General features: G+C 39.9%; 19 protein-coding genes and 1 tRNA gene. 17 read left to right on the top strand and 3 right to left on the bottom strand.

The window, feature by feature from the left end:
- Positions 1-2: 2 nt before the first annotated feature.
- Both CCON33237_RS04705 and CCON33237_RS04700 read left to right on the top strand, forming a co-directional pair.
- Entirely contained in the window at positions 3-503 is a 501-nt protein-coding gene (locus CCON33237_RS04705) for a PAS domain-containing protein (RefSeq protein WP_054196611.1), read from the top strand.
- Positions 504-505: 2 nt separating this feature from the next.
- A complete protein-coding gene (locus CCON33237_RS04700; RefSeq protein WP_054196610.1) occupies positions 506-1,765 on the top strand; it encodes a methyl-accepting chemotaxis protein in 1,260 nt (419 codons plus the stop codon).
- A 9-nt stretch (positions 1,766-1,774) separates the two neighbouring features.
- Here CCON33237_RS04700 and CCON33237_RS04695 read toward each other — a convergent pair whose 3' ends face one another.
- From CCON33237_RS04695 to CCON33237_RS04685, 3 genes are all read right to left on the bottom strand, one after another.
- Complete coding sequence (locus tag CCON33237_RS04695) at positions 1,775-2,269, bottom strand: SixA phosphatase family protein (protein ID WP_054196609.1); 495 nt, start codon at positions 2,267-2,269, stop codon at positions 1,775-1,777.
- Complete coding sequence (locus CCON33237_RS04690; protein ID WP_054196608.1) at positions 2,269-3,078, bottom strand: ferritin-like domain-containing protein; 810 nt, start codon at positions 3,076-3,078, stop codon at positions 2,269-2,271. The genes CCON33237_RS04695 and CCON33237_RS04690 overlap by 1 nt, the downstream gene beginning before the upstream one ends.
- Positions 3,079-3,186: 108 nt before the next feature.
- Positions 3,187-3,867 (bottom strand): NlpC/P60 family protein, encoded by a 681-nt coding sequence (locus CCON33237_RS04685; RefSeq protein ID WP_054196607.1) that lies wholly within the window; start codon positions 3,865-3,867, stop codon positions 3,187-3,189.
- Positions 3,868-4,010: 143 nt separating this feature from the next.
- Here CCON33237_RS04685 and murA point away from each other — a divergent pair, with 143 nt between their 5' ends.
- The 15 genes from murA to CCON33237_RS04610 all read left to right on the top strand — a co-directional run bounded on the left by murA (position 4,011) and on the right by CCON33237_RS04610 (position 16,902).
- Complete coding sequence (gene murA, locus CCON33237_RS04680; protein ID WP_054197399.1) at positions 4,011-5,276, top strand: UDP-N-acetylglucosamine 1-carboxyvinyltransferase; 1,266 nt, start codon at positions 4,011-4,013, stop codon at positions 5,274-5,276.
- 2 nt (positions 5,277-5,278) lie between these two features.
- Positions 5,279-6,439: a molybdopterin molybdotransferase MoeA gene (locus CCON33237_RS04675; protein WP_054196606.1), complete on the top strand. Its 1,161-nt coding sequence runs from the start codon at positions 5,279-5,281 to the stop codon at positions 6,437-6,439.
- A gap of 50 nt (positions 6,440-6,489) precedes the next feature.
- Positions 6,490-6,564 (top strand) — tRNA-Gly (locus tag CCON33237_RS04670).
- A gap of 65 nt (positions 6,565-6,629) precedes the next feature.
- Complete coding sequence (gene flgA, locus CCON33237_RS04665) at positions 6,630-7,436, top strand: flagellar basal body P-ring formation chaperone FlgA (RefSeq protein WP_054197398.1); 807 nt, start codon at positions 6,630-6,632, stop codon at positions 7,434-7,436.
- A complete protein-coding gene (locus CCON33237_RS04660; RefSeq protein WP_054196605.1) occupies positions 7,433-7,984 on the top strand; it encodes a UbiX family flavin prenyltransferase in 552 nt (183 codons plus the stop codon). Before flgA ends, CCON33237_RS04660 begins: the two co-directional genes overlap by 4 nt.
- A complete protein-coding gene (gene coaD, locus CCON33237_RS04655) occupies positions 7,981-8,451 on the top strand; it encodes a pantetheine-phosphate adenylyltransferase (protein ID WP_054196604.1) in 471 nt (156 codons plus the stop codon). Before CCON33237_RS04660 ends, coaD begins: the two co-directional genes overlap by 4 nt.
- 1 nt (position 8,452) lies before the next feature.
- Positions 8,453-9,040 carry a dTMP kinase gene (tmk, locus tag CCON33237_RS04650; protein WP_054196603.1) on the top strand — a complete coding sequence of 196 codons (588 nt, stop codon included), beginning with the start codon at positions 8,453-8,455 and terminating at the stop codon, positions 9,038-9,040.
- Positions 9,041-9,069: 29 nt separating this feature from the next.
- Positions 9,070-10,296, top strand: coding sequence for a histidine--tRNA ligase (gene hisS, locus CCON33237_RS04645; protein WP_054196602.1), 1,227 nt, complete (start codon positions 9,070-9,072; stop codon positions 10,294-10,296).
- Complete coding sequence (gene speA, locus CCON33237_RS04640) at positions 10,293-12,128, top strand: biosynthetic arginine decarboxylase (protein WP_054196601.1); 1,836 nt, start codon at positions 10,293-10,295, stop codon at positions 12,126-12,128. The genes hisS and speA overlap by 4 nt, the downstream gene beginning before the upstream one ends.
- Positions 12,129-12,140: 12 nt before the next feature.
- Positions 12,141-13,319: a pyridoxal phosphate-dependent aminotransferase gene (locus tag CCON33237_RS04635; protein WP_054196600.1), complete on the top strand. Its 1,179-nt coding sequence runs from the start codon at positions 12,141-12,143 to the stop codon at positions 13,317-13,319.
- Positions 13,319-13,522, top strand: a complete 204-nt coding sequence (gene thiS / locus CCON33237_RS04630; protein ID WP_054196599.1) for a sulfur carrier protein ThiS — start codon at positions 13,319-13,321, stop codon at positions 13,520-13,522. Before CCON33237_RS04635 ends, thiS begins: the two co-directional genes overlap by 1 nt.
- Positions 13,523-13,529: 7 nt before the next feature.
- Positions 13,530-14,381 carry a sulfur carrier protein ThiS adenylyltransferase ThiF gene (gene thiF, locus CCON33237_RS04625; protein WP_054196598.1) on the top strand — a complete coding sequence of 284 codons (852 nt, stop codon included), beginning with the start codon at positions 13,530-13,532 and terminating at the stop codon, positions 14,379-14,381.
- A gap of 1 nt (position 14,382) precedes the next feature.
- Positions 14,383-15,147, top strand: a complete 765-nt coding sequence (locus tag CCON33237_RS04620) for a thiazole synthase (protein ID WP_054196597.1) — start codon at positions 14,383-14,385, stop codon at positions 15,145-15,147.
- Complete coding sequence (thiH, locus tag CCON33237_RS04615; protein ID WP_054196596.1) at positions 15,147-16,301, top strand: 2-iminoacetate synthase ThiH; 1,155 nt, start codon at positions 15,147-15,149, stop codon at positions 16,299-16,301. The genes CCON33237_RS04620 and thiH overlap by 1 nt, the downstream gene beginning before the upstream one ends.
- Entirely contained in the window at positions 16,288-16,902 is a 615-nt protein-coding gene (locus CCON33237_RS04610) for a thiamine phosphate synthase (RefSeq protein ID WP_234402251.1), read from the top strand. Before thiH ends, CCON33237_RS04610 begins: the two co-directional genes overlap by 14 nt.
- The last annotated feature ends 15 nt before the right edge of the window (positions 16,903-16,917 follow it).

Raw genomic sequence — 16,917 nt, 5'->3', positions numbered from 1 at the left:
AAATGCCTATAGAAAGAGAATATGGCGTTGATGAGAACGCATTTTTAGTTTCAAAAACGGATACAAAAGGAAGAATCACTTATTGCAACGAGCCATTTTTAGAAATCGTAGGTGTAAAACAAGGCGATGTTTTGGGCAAACCGCACAACATCATAAGACACCCAGATATGCCAAGGGTTATTTTTAAGCTACTTTGGGAACGTATACAAAACAAAGAAGAAATGTTTGCTTTTATTAAAAATAAAACTCTTAATGGCGGATACTACTGGGTATTTGGAAATATCACCGCCTCTTTAGATCAACAAGATAATGTAGTTGGATATTATTCTGTTAGACGTAAACCAAATGCAAAAGCAATAGAGATCATAAAACCGCTTTATGCAAAACTACTTGAGCTAGAGCGTGATGGCGGTATCGAGGCATCTAAAAAGTATCTGTTAAATTTCCTTGAGGAAAAATCAACAAGCTATGATGAATTTATAAATAACTTGCAAAGGTTCTAGATATGTTTAAGAAAAAATCGAATGCAATAAATGAGATTTTAAGTGTTGTCAAATCGGCAAGCAATGGCATACTAGAGCCTCGCATTGTAAATGTTGGAGAAAAGGACGAGATGTATGAAGTCGCCCTTGGCATAAATGATCTATTAGATCAAGTTGAGGCGCTTCAACGTGAAATTTCAACCTCAGTCCAAGCTGCACAAAACTCGAAAACATATAGAAATATATTTGTAGAAGGGTTTAGAGGTGCATTTAAAAGAAATGCTATATCTATGAGCAAGGGTGTCACAGGTATAAAAGACGGCCAAAAAAGCAAGGTTAGAGGTCTTCTATCAAGCGAGCTTGACAAACTTGGAAACGGTATAAGTGGTATAAATTATGTAAGAGATGATCTAAATGAAAGTATCAAAAACCTAAGCCAAACAGCAACAGATGCTAGACAAACTGCACAAATAGCAAGAGAAAATATGTCAAACATCGTCGAGCTTAGTCAAAATATGGGAGAGCTTGATGGTCTAGTACAAAGCTGCTCAAATGCTACTGGCATGCTAAGCGCTAGGGCTTCTGAAATAAGCTCTGTTTTAAATTTAATAAAAGATATTGCCGATCAGACAAATCTGCTTGCTCTTAATGCCGCCATTGAAGCTGCTCGTGCAGGAGAGCACGGACGTGGTTTTGCGGTAGTTGCTGATGAGGTAAGAAAGCTAGCTGAAAACACACAAAAAGCCGCAAGCGACATAGAAGTCAATATAAAAACACTTCAGCAAGAGGTAAATGATATCGATGAAAATTCTAAAAAAATTGATGAAATTTCTAAACTAACAACACAAAATGTAGAAAATTTCAAAAAGGTATTGAGCGAGTTTAATGCGAACGCACAAAATACTGCTCAAACATCAAAATATGTCGAAAATAAAACCTTTGCCATAATTGCAAAAATTTCGCAAATTGCCTACAAAACTAAAGTGTACTCTGATCTTATAAACGAACAAGGATATAGTGAAGAAATACGTGATTTAGCGCAAAGCCTGCTAGATTGGTACGAGAACGAGAGTATAAGCGAACACAACCAAAATAAAAATTTTGATAAGTCAAAAGAGCTTACAGCGTCGCTAAATAATGAAATCAAACCCTTGCTCGAGAAGTCAGCCTCTGGCTACAACGAACAAAATTTAAATTATTTTGTTGATAAGTCTAAAAAAATAGAAGATCTAAGCGAGCAAATTTTTACTTCATATAACGAAATTTTTAAAGATAAAAACTAAAGTGTTAAATTATCTTTGATGTTTTTTGGGGTGGTCAAAAAATAACGCTTTTGCACTACCCTCTTTTAACTCACTAAATTTACATCCAAACTCAACGCAAAATATTCCAGAAGTTGGGATATTGTCTATTGATGAATCGCTTAAATACTCGCAAATTTCGGTAATGCTCGGGTTATGTGTAATGATAAAAATCTCATCCAAACTCTCATCTATATTTTTGACAAATTTTAAAAGATCTTCAAAGCTTATATTATAAAGCTCATCTATAAGATCGATCTCTTCTTTAAATTTTAAAGTTTTGGCGATAATCTTTGCTGTTTGTTCGCATCTTTTGGCACTACTAGAAAATATAGCCCCTGGCATCACATCATACATTTTTAGCCTATTTGCCATAAATTTAGCGTCTTCTTTGCCTTTTTGACTAAGCTCTCTTAAGGCATCTTTAGCTCCATCCTTATTCTCATCAACCGCTTTTGAATGTCTTATGAAATAAATTTTACTCACTATCTCTCCTTTGAGAAATTCTTTATCAAGCAAAGCTCTTCTTTGCTAAATCCAGCTTTTAAGCGATCTTGCTCATTGATCTCTCTAACATTTTTAAATGAATTTGGATACAAACTTAAGATAATGTCAAAGTAGCTATTTTCGTCAATACCCTCTTTTTTGCAGGCAAACTTAAACCACTTATCACCCTTATAAACATGAGAGATTTCTTCTTTTAAGATGACTTTCAGGCACTCAATGAGCTCTTCGTTTCCGCCCTCACCTTCAAGCCTTTTTATAATATGAGCGTTTGCATCAAGTCCATTTGCTTCCATATATCTTGGCAGTAGCGCCATACGGCTAGTTAGACTACTTGAAGTCTTTTGAAGTGCGATAAAAAGCCCATCATGCACACTTAGCTCGCCGTATCTACCGCCATGCTTTAAGAGCAAATTTTTTATCATACAAAAGTGCCTGATCTCATCTTCAGCCACTTCTAGCCAGTCTTCATAAAATTTTCTTGGCAAATTTCTAAATCTATAACAAGCATCAAGCGCGATGTCAATAGCACTAAATTCAATATGAGCTACCGAATGGATAAAATTTAAATTTTTATCTTTTGGCTTTACTTTTTTGTTTAGCTCTTTCATGCTAACCACTTCACAAAATCTTGCATAGCTAGGCGTTATTAGCTCGTTTGGTTTAGAGCTTTCACAAAAATTTATATTAAAATCTCGTTTAAATTTCTCATAAAATAGCTCAAATTTTAAAAATTTAAGCCCGATCTCACCTTCATTTAAAATTTCCCAAATTTCATCAAAAAAATTCATATTTTCTCTTTATTTAAATCTGCATTTACAAGTGTAAATTTATATAAATAATGCTTAAAATTTGAGCCTAGTATTTGTTTTAAAAGGTTTTTAGTAAAAATTTCTGATTTATTTTGCTTTGCCATATCCAGCAAATCTATTTGCTGCCAAGCAACTTGAATTTGAACACCTTACAAGGTAGCTATTTATCTCTTGATTTCCTTTTAGATGCACATTTTTTTGTTTTAGATTCATATAGCTATGAATTATCTTTCCGCCAGAATTATGTATAAATTTTACTGTCTCATCGCCAAGAACAGCCGTAACTATACCAACATGAGTGATATTTTTCTTATCTTTATTTTTCTGAACACCCTTGCCAAGGGTATTTGAGAAAAATACAAGATCGCCTATTTTTGGATTTTTATGAGTAATTAAATTCTTACTTTCATAAAAGTTATAGATCGCTTTTGACTTTCTACCGCCATTATCGTAGTAGCGATTTATTATCTTTTCATCAAAATACATATTTTGATACTTTGCATTTACGATAGAAACAAATCCTGAACAATCGCCGCCCGCTCTTGTATTTAGGTATTTTTTAAAAAAAGAACCAAATTTTTTATCTTCTCTATCGTTGTCTTCATCTATGATTTCACCAATCATTTGCTCACTAAAATCAACACTTGAAGTTACGGTTTGATTTGTTTCATTTTGCGGAGTTGTCGGTCGATTAGAGGTAAAAGAACAACCTGTAAAAAATATAATGCTAAGAATAAAAAAGATTTTTTTATTTATTGAATTTGACATATTTTATATCCAAAATTTTAGTGTTTGCAATTTTAACTCTTAAACGTAAATGAACCGGAAATAGTGCTTTGCTTTCTTTATTCTAAGTTAAAAAGCAATATAATATCGGTAAAAAACATATTTTCTTAAGGCAAAAAACAATGATGCACTATTTAAAGATAAAAGGAAATGCCAAATTAAGTGGCGAAGTAAAAATAAGCGGTGCTAAAAATGCTGCTCTACCGATCATCGCCCTAACCTTACTTGCAAAAAAAAGTGTAAATTTAACAAATATCCCAAATGTCGCTGATATAAAAACACTTTGCCAACTGCTAACTAATCTAGGAGCAAAGTGCGAATTTAAAGACGAAAACTCGCTAAGTATCAACACTAGCAGTGTAAATTCGACAACGGCAAACTACGACATTGTTAGAAAGATGCGCGCTTCTATCTTGACGCTTGGTCCGCTTCTAGCGCGCTTTGGACACTGCGAAGTGAGCCTACCTGGAGGATGTGCGATCGGACAAAGACCTATCGACCTACATCTAAGCGCACTTGAGAAAATGGGCGCAAATATCGAGATAAAGCAAGGCTATGTCGTCGCAACCGCACCAAATGGTTTAAAAGGTGCAAAGATCGTTTTTGACAAGATCACTGTAACTGGCAGCGAAAACATCATTATGGCGGCAGCTCTAGCACACGGCACGACAGAGCTTTTTAACGTCGCACTTGAACCTGAAGTGGTGCAAATTTGTGAAATTTTAGCAAAAAGTGGCGTTAAAATAGAAGGCATCGGCACAAGTGAACTAAAGATCACTGGAAGTGGCCAAAAATTACTTGAAATTTGCGATATTGAAGTCATCCCTGATAGGATTGAAGCCGGCACATACCTTTGTGCTGGAGCTATAACAAATAGCAAAATTTCAGTCACAAAGGCAAATGCAGCCCATATGACAGCTATTTTAAATAAATTTGAAGAGATGGGCTTTGGTATCGAAGTAGACGGCGATAAGATCACGATATTGCCAGCTAAAGAGATAAAACCAGTAGAGATAAGAACAACTGAATATCCTGGCTTTCCTACGGACATGCAAGCTCAGTTTATGGCACTTTGCCTTGCGGCAAACGGTGTTAGCACAATAGATGAGAGGCTTTTTGAAAACCGCTTTATGCACGTTAGTGAACTAGCTAGAATGGGCGCTGATATCCGCCTAAATGGACATATCGCAAGCGTTTACGCCCCTGCAAATTTAAATGCAGCAGACGTGATGGCGACTGACCTTAGAGCTAGCTCAGCCCTAATACTAGCCGCTCTCATCGCAAATGGCGAGAGCTTGGTGCATAGAATTTACCACCTTGATAGAGGCTATGAGAGGCTTGAGGAGAAATTTAAAAGCCTTGGAGCAAAAATCGTTAGGCTTGAGGAGTAAAAATGCTAGTAAATGAGGCACTTGGGGCTTTAAAAGCTAAATTTAAACCAAAAAATGAGAGTGAAATTTTACCTCTTAGTGATGCTCTTGGTAAAACATTAGCAAATGATGTGATGGCCGTCAAAGATCTGCCTTGCTTTGACAACTCAGCACTTGATGGATTTGCAGTCAAATTTGATGAAAAAGATGAGCCTTATAAGATCATCGCAAGCGCCTTTGCAGGCGACAAAGAGCAGCTAAGCATCGGCAAAAACGAGTGCGTGAAGATAATGACAGGTGCTAAGATGCCAAAGGGTGCTGACACGGTCATGAGGTTTGAAGACTGCATCGTTGAGGGCGAGTTTGTAAAAGCGCCAGAGAAGCTTAAAAAAGGTGATGCCTACCGCTTTAAAGGCGAAGAGGCAAAAATAGGCGAAATTCTCCTAAAAAGTGGCGAAATTTTAAATACAAGAAGCGTGATGATGTTAGCGGCTCAGGGCATAAGCTTTATAGATGTAAAAAAGCAGCCAAGCATTGCAGTTTACTCAAGCGGAAACGAGATCATCGAGCCTTGGCAAAGAGCGAGCGAAGATGAAATTTACAACGCAAATGCCTTTGGCATCACCGCACTTTTAAGCTCCATAGGTCAAAAAAGCTCATATCTTGGCATTATAAAAGATGAGTTAAGCGCCGTAAAAAAGGCATTTTTAAACGCTGCAAACTACGACATTGTTATCTGCTCTGGCGGAGCAAGCGCTGGCGAGGCCGACTTTATGAAAATAGCTCTAAGTGAGCTTGGATACAGCGAAATTTTCTCACATCTTGACATAAGGCCTGGCAGACCTTGCAAGGCTTATGAAAAAGATGGCAAGCTTGTCTTTGTGCTCCCTGGAAATCCAATGGCAGCATATCTATGCCTAATGATGCTTGTTTTACCACTTTTAAAAGACGAATGTTTTGTGACGCAAAAAGCAGTAAATGGTGAAAATTTAAAGGTAAAATCTGGCAGAGCAAATGCGGTTTTTGGCAATGTAACTGATGGTAAATTTATAGCAACTGACGGTGGAAAATATGGCTCAGGCATGATAAAACATATATTAAAGAGTGATTTTGTGTTGATAACTAGCCCAGATCAAAGTGAAATTTTAAAAAATGATGAAATTTCACTAATAAAACTTCCATAGTCCTTGACAAATGAAAAACAATCTGATAAAATGCGGACTTCATTTTGATTGCGGGAATAGCTCAGGGGTAGAGCACAACCTTGCCAAGGTTGGGGTCGCGAGTTCGAATCTCGTTTCCCGCTCCATCTTTTTTATACTCATTTTTTTATTTTCCACAAAACTTTTTGCAAATGAAGTCAGCATATATCCGATGTATTGTGTCGTAAATGATCAAATTTCACTTAGTACTTTTGGCTTTGAAGGCGAAGATAATGAAATTTTAAATTTAGAGGGTAAAAAAGCTGCCAAGATAGATAGCAAAAAGCTCTATGAAATTCTAACAGCAAATTTTAAAACATATAATGACAAAAGCGGTGGTAGCGTAGCTTTTGTGAAAAACTGCTCTATTATGGATGAAATTCAGATGCAGTTTCTAAGAGAGATCAGCAACGAGTATCCAGGCATCAGCGTGAGCGATCTTAGCATCAGCCCGCAAAACAAACTACCTTCAAATTTTAAGGATCTAGTCTTTAAAAATATCTTCTTAAACGATCAAAATAGCCAAAAAGGTGTCTTTAGAGCCTCATTTGAGGATGTTGATCTAAGCCTAAAGAGCCTTTACTTTAAATTTAACTTTAATGCCAAAATGCCAGTTTTTATCGCCATAAATTCAATGAATACAAACCACATTTTAAGCCTACTTGACTACCAACCAACGATGATCGAGTTTAGCAAATGGCCACGTGATGCACTCTTTGGACTTAGCGCCTCAACGCTTGTCACAAAAGTGCAGATAAGAAGCGGTGAAATTTTAACCAAACGCCAGTTTAACGCCATAAGCTTAGTTAAAAAAGGGCAAATACTAAATGCAGTTTTGAGCGAAGGTGGCGTCAAGATAATCGCTGAAGTAAAGGCGCTTGAAGATGGAAATTTAGGCGATACGATAAAGATAAGAACAAAAGAAAATAAAATTTTACAAGCCACAGTTTCAGGCAAAGATGAGGCAGTTATAAGATGAAAAAGGTAGTTTTTGCAGCCACTGGAGCAAGTGGGGCTGGGCTTTTTCTAAAACTAATAAATGCCGCAAAAGATAGCTGCGAGGCGCATGTCATAGTTAGTAAAAATGCCATGAAAGTCTTGGAGGCTGAGGAAAAATTGAAGTTAAATTTAGATGGTCTTGGCGTGAAAATTTATGATGATCAAGATCTTGGTGCAGGCCCTGCTTCTGGCTCGTTTGGCACGGAGGCGATGATAATAGCGCCCTGCTCTACCAACACCCTAGCAAAAGTTGCAAACGGCATAAGTGACACGCTCATCACAAGGGCTGCAAGTGTCGCACTAAAAGAGAGACAAGGGCTGGTTTTAGGCGTTAGAGAGATGCCATTTTCTGCCATCGCGCTTTCTCAGATGCAGCTTCTCTCATCTCTTGGAGCTATCATCGCTCCACCAGTTTTGGGCTACTACGCAGAGATAAAGAGCCTAGAAGATATGGAAAATTTTATCATTGGCAAGTGGCTTGATGCCTTAAAAATCGAAAATAATCTTTACAAAAGGTGGCAAATTTGAAAAAATCCTGCATCTATCCAGGGACCTTTGATCCGATCACAAACGGCCATTTAGACGTTATCATAAGGGCTACAAAAATCTTTGATAAAGTGATCGTCGCAGTTGCAAAAAGTGATAGCAAACAGCCTATGTTTGCACATGAAAAACGTATAGAGATGGCAAAAGAGGCAGTTAGTGGGCTAGGTAATGTAAGCGTGCTAGGCTTTGATAACTTGCTTGTTGATTTTGCAAAATCATACGGCATAAACACCGTCATTAGGGGCCTTCGCGCGGTTAGTGACTTTGAATACGAGTTACAAATCGGCTACGCAAACGCTGCACTCTGGAACGAATTTGAGACGGTTTATCTTATGCCAAGCTTAAATAACGCCTTCATCTCAAGCTCGATCGTCCGCTCAGTCTTACGCCATGATGGCGACGTGAGCAACCTAGTGCCAGCAAAAATTCTAAAAAATTTAAAGGCGTAAAATGTATGTTTTGTTTGAAGGCATTGACGGCGTTGGTAAGAGTACGCAAATAGAAATTTTAGCCTCTAAATTTAGTGATGCCATCGTCACAAAAGAGCCTGGTGGTACGCAGCTAGGTGAAAATCTGCGAGAAATTTTGCTTAGTTCAAACATAAAAATAGGCAAAAGAGCTGAAATTTTACTCTTTTTAGCTGATAGAGCTGAGCATTTTGAAAAGCTAGTCGCTCCAAATTTAGGTAGGCTTATTTTAAGCGACAGAGGCTTTATCTCCGGCATTGCCTACGCTTTGGCAAATGATGAAAACTTAGATGAAAACGTGCTTTTAGAGCTTAATAAATTTGCACTAAATGATAAATTTGCAGATAAAATAGTCTTTTTTGAAGCAAGTCCTGAGCTTATAAGCTCCCGACTAAAAAGCAGAGGCACAAGCGACAAGATTGAGGCTCGTGGACTAGAGTATCTTTTAAAAGTGCAAAGCCTGATGAAGCAAATTCTTATCAAAAACGGCTTTGAAACGCTTTTTGTAGACGCATCTAAAAGCATAGAGCTAATTTCAAAAGAGATAGAAAATTTTATAAATTTTAAGTAAAATCACAAAAAAATAAAAAGGACAATGCGATGATAACGGCACTTCGTGGCATGAAAGATATGCTTCCGGCTCGTGCAAAACTTTACGCACAGATAATCAAAACCTGCGAGGAAGTCGCAAAAAACTACGGATATGAGCAAATTTTGACCCCGCACCTCGAGGAGACGGCGCTTTTTAAAAGAAGTGTCGGCGAGAGTAGCGACATCGTGGGTAAAGAGATGTATCAGTTTGAAGACAAAGGTGGCAACGACGTTTGCTTGCGTCCTGAGGGCACAGCTGGCGTGGTTAGAGCGTTTATCGAGGCAAAACTTGACAGGGCAAATGTGACAAAACGCTGCTTTTATTACGGCTCGATGTTTCGCTACGAGCGCCCACAAAAAGGCCGTTTAAGAGAGTTTCACCAGTTTGGCTGCGAGTGCTTTGGCGAAGGCAGTGTTTACGAGGATACGAGCATTATCTTGATGGTGAGCGAAATTTTTAACAGACTAAACATAAAAACAACCCTAAAGATCAACTCCCTTGGTGACGAGAGCTCGATGAAGTCTTACAAGGAAAAGCTTGTTAAATTTCTAGATGAAAACGACGATAAAATTTGCGAGGACTGCAAAAGACGCAAGCTTTTAAATCCTATCCGCGTGCTTGACTGCAAGATTGAGAGCTGCCAAGAAATTTATAAAAATGCTCCAGTTATCACTGATAGCTTAAGCGATGAGGCGCAAGCTGACTTTGTAAAGCTGCAAGAAATTTTAACGGCAAATGGCGTTAAATTTGAGATAGATACAAAGCTCGTTCGTGGGCTAGACTACTACTGCAAGACGGCGTTTGAGTTTATCAGCAATGAGATCGGCTCACAAAGTGCAGTCGCAGGCGGAGGCAGATACGACAGGCTTGTTGGGTATCTTGGCGGTAAAGCAAGTTATGGCGTTGGCTTTGCGATGGGTGTTGAGAGGATAATGGAAATTTTAGGTGAGGCCCAGGATGAGCGAGCTGGGATTTATCTTTGCGCGCTTGATGCACCAAATTTAGACTTTGTCTATGCGCTTGGTACAAAACTTCGCAAAAAATATCAGGTTGAAATTTCTTATGAAGCCAAAAAACTTCAAAAACATCTACAAAATGCCGACAATAAAAATGTAAAAATTTTCCTTTGTGTAGGCGAAAATGAGATGAAAGAGAATAAAATTTGGTATAAAAATTTAGAGAGCAAAGATGAAAAAACGATAAATTTAGATGAGCTTGAAAAGGAGCTGGGATGAATGATTTTGGACTTAGCATTTGGGGCAATTCAAATTTTGTTATAGAAGATGGCAAAGTCTGTATAAATGCAGCCAGTAAACCAGCGATCATTGACATTGTAAAAGAGATAAGAGACGATGGATATAGAGGACCACTACTGCTTCGCTTTCCACACCTTATCCAAAAGCAGATCGAGCAGATCCACGCAAGCTTTGCAAAGGCAAAGAAAGAATTTGCCTACAAAGGCAGCTTTAATGCCGTATTTCCACTTAAAGTCAATCAATATCCTGGCTTTGTAAAAAACCTAGTTCGCCTTGGCAAGCCCTACAACTACGGCCTCGAGGCTGGTAGCAAGGCTGAGCTACTTTTAACTATGGCTTACAATAACGAAAAAGCTCCCATAACCGTAAATGGCTTTAAAGATAAAGAGATGATAAATATAGGCTTTATCGCCGCTGAAATGGGGCACAACATCACGCTAACGATCGAGGGCTTAAATGAGCTTGAAGCGATAATTGCCATCGCAAAAGAGCGCTTTAAACCAAAACCAAAGATCGGACTTAGAGTAAGACTGCACTCGACAGGATCGGGGCTCTGGGCAAAGAGTGGTGGCATACACTCTAAATTTGGCCTAACATCAACCGAACTGATAGAAGCTGTAAAGATGCTAAAAAAGGCAAATTTACTCGAAAATTTCACGATGATACACTTTCATATCGGCTCTCAAATAAGCGAGATACATCCGCTCAAAAAGGCTCTCATCGAGGCTGGTAACATATACGCTGAGCTTAGAAAAATGGGTGCAACAAATTTAAAAGCTATAAATTTAGGCGGCGGTCTAGCGATTGAATACTCGCAGTTTAAAGAGGAGAGCAGTAGAAACTATACGCTAAACGAATACGCAAACGACGTTGTTTATATGCTTAAAACCATAAGCGAGCAAAAAAAGGAGATCGAGCCAGATATTTTCATAGAGTCAGGTCGCTACATCGCCGCTTCTCACGCGCTTTTGGTCGCTCCCGTGCTTGAGCTATTTTCTCAAGAGTACACCGAAGAGAAACTAAATTTAAAGAAAAATAATCCAAATTTGATAACCGAGCTAGTCGATCTTTATAGATCAATCAAGCCATCAAACGCCCTAGAATACCTGCACGACGCCATACACCACACAGAGAGCGTGCTAACACTTTTTGACCTTGGATATGTTGATCTGCAAGATAGATCAAACGCAGAGGTGCTTTTAAGGCTCATTAGCAAAAAGGCTGTCGTGATGCTTGGCAACAAGAGCAACTCAAGCGATCTGGCCAAAATTCAAAAAGAAGTGCAAGAGAGATACTTGCTAAATTTCTCTATTTTTCAAAGCTTGCCAGACTTTTGGGGGCTAAAGCAAAATTTCCCTGTCATGCCACTTGACAGACTCGATGAGCGACCTACTTTGCCAGCTTCGATCTGGGATATCACCTGCGATAGTGACGGCGAGATCAGCTACGATGATGAGAAAAACCCTCTACTTTTACACGACGTGGACGTGGAGAAGGAGGATTATTTCTTGGGATTTTTCCTAGTTGGTGCATATCAAGAGGTGATCGGCATGAAGCACAACCTCTTTACTCACCCAACGGAAGCTACAATAGAGCTTACAAACGATGGCTACAAGATCGTAAATTTACTAGAAAGCCAATCAATCCTTGATATTATGGAAGATATGGACTACGATATCTACGAGATCCAAGACACTCTAAATGAGCGCTTAGAGAAATCAACTCTGATAAACGAAACACAAAAGAAGCAAATTTTAGGCGAACTTTATCTATTTTTAAATGATAATAGCTACTTAAAAACGATTAACTAAAAAGGACGAAAAATGCAACTAGCAAACAGAATGCAAACATTAAGTGAATCAATCACAATCGCGATCAGCACAAAGGCCAAAGAGATGAAGGCTGCTGGCATCGACGTGATCTCGCTTTCAGCTGGTGAGCCTGACTTTATGACTCCAAAAAAGATAAGAGAAGCTGTAAAAAACGCACTTGATAACGATAGCAAAAGTGGTAAATACACGCCAGTGCCAGGTCTTCCTGAAGTGATAGAGGCCATTAGAGTAAAGCTAAAAAGAGATAACGGACTTGACTACAAGGCAAATCAAATCGTCACAAACATCGGCGCAAAACACTCACTTTTTAACGTTTTCCAAGCGCTTATCAACCCAGGCGACGAGGTCATCATCCCCTCTCCATACTGGGTGAGCTACCCTGAGATCGTTAAATTTTGTGGCGGTGTGCCTGTCTTTATCGAAGCAAACGAGAGCACAAATTTTAAGATCACAGCCGAGCAGCTAAAAAAAGCGATCACGCCAAAGACAAAGGTATTTTCGCTAAATCACCCGACAAATCCAACAGGTGCAGTCTATACAAAAGAGGAGATTGCTGCATTTGGCGAGGTTTTAAAGGGCACTGACATCATCATCACAAGCGATGAAATTTATGAAAAAGTGATCTACGGCAAAGAATTTCACGCCGTAGCCTCAGTGAGCGAGGATCTTTTCAAAAGAACGGTCACGATAAATGGCCTAAGCAAGTGTGGCGCGATGCCTGGCTGGAGATTTGGCTACATAGCAAGCTCGATGGACTGGCTAATAGCTGGTATCAAAAAGCTTCAAAGCCAAAGCACAAGCAACATCAGCTCGATCGTGCAAATAGGCGCTATCCCGTCGCTTCTTGGCGAAACTGACGAAGATATCGAAAACATGAGAAAAGAGTATGAAAAAAGACGCGACGTGGCAGTTGAGATGATAAATGCTATCCCTGGGCTAAGCGTAGTTAAGCCTGATGGCGCGTTTTATCTATTTGTAAAATGTAAAGAGGTAGATGGCGACTCACTTAGGTTTTGCAAAAAGATGCTTGAAGAGGTAAATGTAGCGACCGTGCCAGGTGTGGGCTTTGGTATGGATGGATATTTTAGAATTTCTTTTGCGACAGACATCGAGAGCATAAAAAAAGCGATCGAGAGGATCGCAAATTTTGTAAAAAGCTACAAAATTTAATGATCAAATTTAGAGTAAATGGCAAAAACTTCGAGCTTGAAAACGATATAAATGTTTATGATTTTTTAGCTCAAAATGGCTATGAGCTTAAATTTATAGCCCTTGAGCGAGACGGAGAAATTTTGCCAAAAAAGCTTTGGCGTGAGCGCTTCATGAGCGAGGGCAAAGCTTATGAGATCGTCACTTTAGTTGGCGGTGGATGAGGAGAAAATGATAGAGATAGTTTTAAACGGCGCGAAATTTAAGGTGCCAGTAAAAAGCCTTAGCGAGCTAAAAGAGCTTGCGCTTGGCGATAAAGAGAGTGAAATTTATAAATTTTTAGAGAAATTTAACGCGACAAAGCCTGACATTTTTATCGTTGATGGCTTTGCTATAAAAGAAGATAGCGAGCTAAAAGATAGCTCAAATGTCGTATTTATAAGGCGTGGCGTGATGCCTGAGCGTGAAGTTTTACGCTCAATGATCGCTTCACGAAACAGTCCTGAGTTAAATTTGGCCCTAAGCAAAGCAGTTATCGGCGTGGCTGGACTTGGCGGCCTTGGCTCAAATATCGCGCTAAGCCTTGCAAGAGTTGGCGTAAAAAAGCTAGTGCTTGCTGACTTTGACGTCGTTGAGCCAAGCAATCTAAACCGTCAGCAGTATTTTGTCCGCCACATCGGTATGAAAAAGACCCAAGCGCTTAAAGAGCTGATAAATGACGTAAATCCCTTTGTCGAGGTCGAGACTCACGATACATTTTTGGACGAAAAAAACGTGGCTAACGTCTTTGGCGAGTGCGAAATTTTATGCGAAGCCTTTGACAACGTCGCTGGTAAGGCGATGATACTAAACGAAGCTGGTGCTAGTCTAAAAGATAAAAAGATCATCGGTGCCTCTGGTATGGCTGGACACTTTAGCTCAAATCTCATAAAAACCATAAAATTTGCCAAAAATGTCTATCTTTGTGGCGACCTCACAAATGAAGCAAAGATCGGTCAAGGGCTCATGGCACCGCGTGTTGCAGTCTGCGCAAACCACGAGGCAAATTTAGCCATTAGGCTACTTATGGGCTTGGAGGCGTAAGTTGCAAAATAATAGCTTGATCCTTGGCGGCAAGGAGTTTCAAAGCCGCTTCATCCTTGGCTCTGGCAAGTACTCGCACGAGCTCATCGACTCAGCCATAAACGAGGCTGGAGCGCAGATCCTAACCCTTGCTCTTAGGCGCATAAACGAGAGCAAAGAGCGAAATATACTCGACTTTATCCCAAAAGGTGTGACGCTTTTGCCAAACACAAGTGGTGCTAGAAACGCTAAAGAGGCTGTTCGTATCGCCCAGCTCGCACGTGAGCTTGGGTGTGGAGAGCTTGTTAAGATAGAGATCATCACTGACTCTAAATTTCTCTTTCCAGACAACGCTGAGACGATAAAAGCCTGCGAAGCCTTGGCAAATGACGGCTTTGTGCCGATGCCTTATATGTTTCCGGATCTAAACGCTGCAAGAGCGATGCTAAGTGTAGGAGCAAGCTGTATAATGCCTCTAGCTGCGCCCATTGGCTCAAATCAGGGGCTAGTTTTTAAAGATATTATTGAAATTTTGATAAATGAGCTTGATACGCAGATCATAGTTGATGCTGGCATAGGCAGGCCTTCACAAGCGTGCGAAGCGATGGAGATGGGAGCAGCTGCTATCATGGCAAACACAGCCATCGCCTCATCTAAAAATATCCCACTCATGGCAAGAGCCTTCAAAGAGGCTATCATCGCTGGTCGCAACGCCTACCTAGCAGGCCTTGGTGCAAAGAGCAAAAGCGCAAATGCCTCATCACCGCTCACTGGATTTTTAGACTGATGAAATTTACTAAAACCGATCACATGCAGCTACTACCTCACATGGAGGATGTTGGCAACGACATTATGGATGAGATTTTAAAAGAGCGCGAGAGCTACAAGCCTGCAATTTACAGCGAAGCTGACGTCAAAGCAGCTCTTAATGCAAAGCACTGCTCGCTTGAAAACCTAAAAGCCCTACTCTCGCCTGCTGCAGCACCATTTTTAGAGCAAATAGCCCAGCTAGCCCAAGCAAAAACAAGGGCAAATTTTGGCTCAAATATCACACTTTTTACCCCACTTTACATAGCAAACTATTGCGATAATCTCTGCGTTTATTGCGGTTTTAATGCTAAAAATAATATAAAAAGAGCAAAGCTAAGCGACGAGGAGATCACAAGAGAGCTAAGAGAAATTTCAAAAAGCGGCTTGGAGGAAATTTTGATCCTAACAGGCGAGAGCGAGACCAACTCAAGTGTAGCCTATATCGCAAACGCCTGTGCTTTGGCAAAGAAATTTTTTAAAGTCGTTGGGGTTGAAATTTATCCACTAAATTCAGACGACTACGCCCTGCTTCACAAAAGTGGCGCAGACTACGTGACTGTCTTTCAAGAGACCTACAATCCCACAAAATACGAGAAAATCCACCTTGGTGGCAACAAAAGAATCTTCCCATACCGCTTAAATGCGCAAGAGCGAGCGCTTCTTGGAGGCATGAGAGGGGTCGGTTTTGCCGCACTTCTTGGCATAGATGATTTTAGGCTTGACGCCTTTTCGACTGCACTTCATGCGAGCCTCATTCAAAAAAAGTATCCGCATGCCGAGATCGCATTTTCATGCCCAAGGCTTCGCCCCATCATAAACAACGACCGCATCAATCCACGCGACGTGGGCGAGCGCGAGCTTTTGCAAGTGATCTGCGCTTATAGAATTTTTATGCCAACGGCCAGCATAACGATCTCAACTAGAGAAAAGGCGAAATTTCGCAACAACGCCGTAAAGATCGCCACAAATAAGATAAGCGCTGGCGTAAAAATAAGCATTGGCGCTCACGGCGAAGAGAAAAAGGGCGACGAGCAGTTTGAGATAAGCGACGACAGAAGCGTGGACGAGATCAAAGCTATGATAAAAGCAAACGGCTTAGAGCCCTTGATGAGTGAGTATGTCTATGTTTAAAATTCTCTGCGTGGCCGACTTTGAAAGCTATGATGGCGATGACTTTTTAAAGAGGATACAGCTACTTTGTAAGGCTGGCGTGGATGAAATTTTGCTTCGTGCAAAGGGGTTAGACGAGGCTAAATTTTACGACTTTGCTAGAGTTGTGGCTCAAATTTGTGAAAACTACCGCAAGAAATTTATCATTAATCAATTTTTTGACGTAGCATGCAAGCTAAAGAGCGACTTTTGGCTCATTTCGGCGCAGCTTGATTTTTTTAAAAATCACGGCGTTTTTTTAGATGAATTTAGAAAAACAGCAAAAATTTACGCTCCAGCTCACGACATAGAGCAAGCTAAAATTTCAGCCTCTATCGCTGACGTGCTCGTAGCTTCTCATATATTTGCTACTCCTAGTAAGGCAGGTTTAGAGCCAAAAGGGGTAAATTTTATAAGCGAGCTAAAAAGCTTTGATAAAGAAATTTATGCACTTGGTGGACTAGATGACGGGAACTACAAAGAGGCCATAGAAGCTGGTGCAAGTGGCATTTGTTTTATGAGCCTAGCAATGAACGGCGATCTGGAGCTTATAAAAAAGATAGCAGAGAGCAAAAACTGCTAAATTTAGTTTAAATTA

It is taken from the genome of Campylobacter concisus (genome assembly GCF_001298465.1).
Classification (GTDB): Bacteria; Campylobacterota; Campylobacteria; order Campylobacterales; family Campylobacteraceae; genus Campylobacter_A; species Campylobacter_A concisus.
The sequence above is the reverse complement of the archived record's forward strand: the minus strand, read 5'-3'. Positions and strand labels throughout refer to the sequence as shown.

Excerpts from the sequence above, each read along its gene's own strand:
- CCON33237_RS04705 (WP_054196611.1), top strand. The coding sequence starts at position 3 with ATGCCTATAGAAAGAGAATATGGCGTTGATGAGAACGCATTTTTAGTT.
- CCON33237_RS04700 (WP_054196610.1), top strand. The coding sequence starts at position 506 with ATGTTTAAGAAAAAATCGAATGCAATAAATGAGATTTTAAGTGTTGTC.
- CCON33237_RS04690 (WP_054196608.1), bottom strand. The coding sequence starts at position 3,078 with ATGAATTTTTTTGATGAAATTTGGGAAATTTTAAATGAAGGTGAGATC.
- CCON33237_RS04685 (WP_054196607.1), bottom strand. The coding sequence starts at position 3,867 with ATGTCAAATTCAATAAATAAAAAAATCTTTTTTATTCTTAGCATTATA.
- murA (WP_054197399.1), top strand. The coding sequence starts at position 4,011 with ATGCACTATTTAAAGATAAAAGGAAATGCCAAATTAAGTGGCGAAGTA.
- CCON33237_RS04675 (WP_054196606.1), top strand. The coding sequence starts at position 5,279 with ATGCTAGTAAATGAGGCACTTGGGGCTTTAAAAGCTAAATTTAAACCA.
- flgA (WP_054197398.1), top strand. The coding sequence starts at position 6,630 with ATGTATTGTGTCGTAAATGATCAAATTTCACTTAGTACTTTTGGCTTT.
- CCON33237_RS04660 (WP_054196605.1), top strand. The coding sequence starts at position 7,433 with ATGAAAAAGGTAGTTTTTGCAGCCACTGGAGCAAGTGGGGCTGGGCTT.
- tmk (WP_054196603.1), top strand. The coding sequence starts at position 8,453 with ATGTATGTTTTGTTTGAAGGCATTGACGGCGTTGGTAAGAGTACGCAA.
- hisS (WP_054196602.1), top strand. The coding sequence starts at position 9,070 with ATGATAACGGCACTTCGTGGCATGAAAGATATGCTTCCGGCTCGTGCA.
- speA (WP_054196601.1), top strand. The coding sequence starts at position 10,293 with ATGAATGATTTTGGACTTAGCATTTGGGGCAATTCAAATTTTGTTATA.
- CCON33237_RS04635 (WP_054196600.1), top strand. The coding sequence starts at position 12,141 with ATGCAACTAGCAAACAGAATGCAAACATTAAGTGAATCAATCACAATC.
- thiS (WP_054196599.1), top strand. The coding sequence starts at position 13,319 with ATGATCAAATTTAGAGTAAATGGCAAAAACTTCGAGCTTGAAAACGAT.
- thiF (WP_054196598.1), top strand. The coding sequence starts at position 13,530 with ATGATAGAGATAGTTTTAAACGGCGCGAAATTTAAGGTGCCAGTAAAA.
- thiH (WP_054196596.1), top strand. The coding sequence starts at position 15,147 with ATGAAATTTACTAAAACCGATCACATGCAGCTACTACCTCACATGGAG.
- CCON33237_RS04610 (WP_234402251.1), top strand. The coding sequence starts at position 16,288 with ATGTCTATGTTTAAAATTCTCTGCGTGGCCGACTTTGAAAGCTATGAT.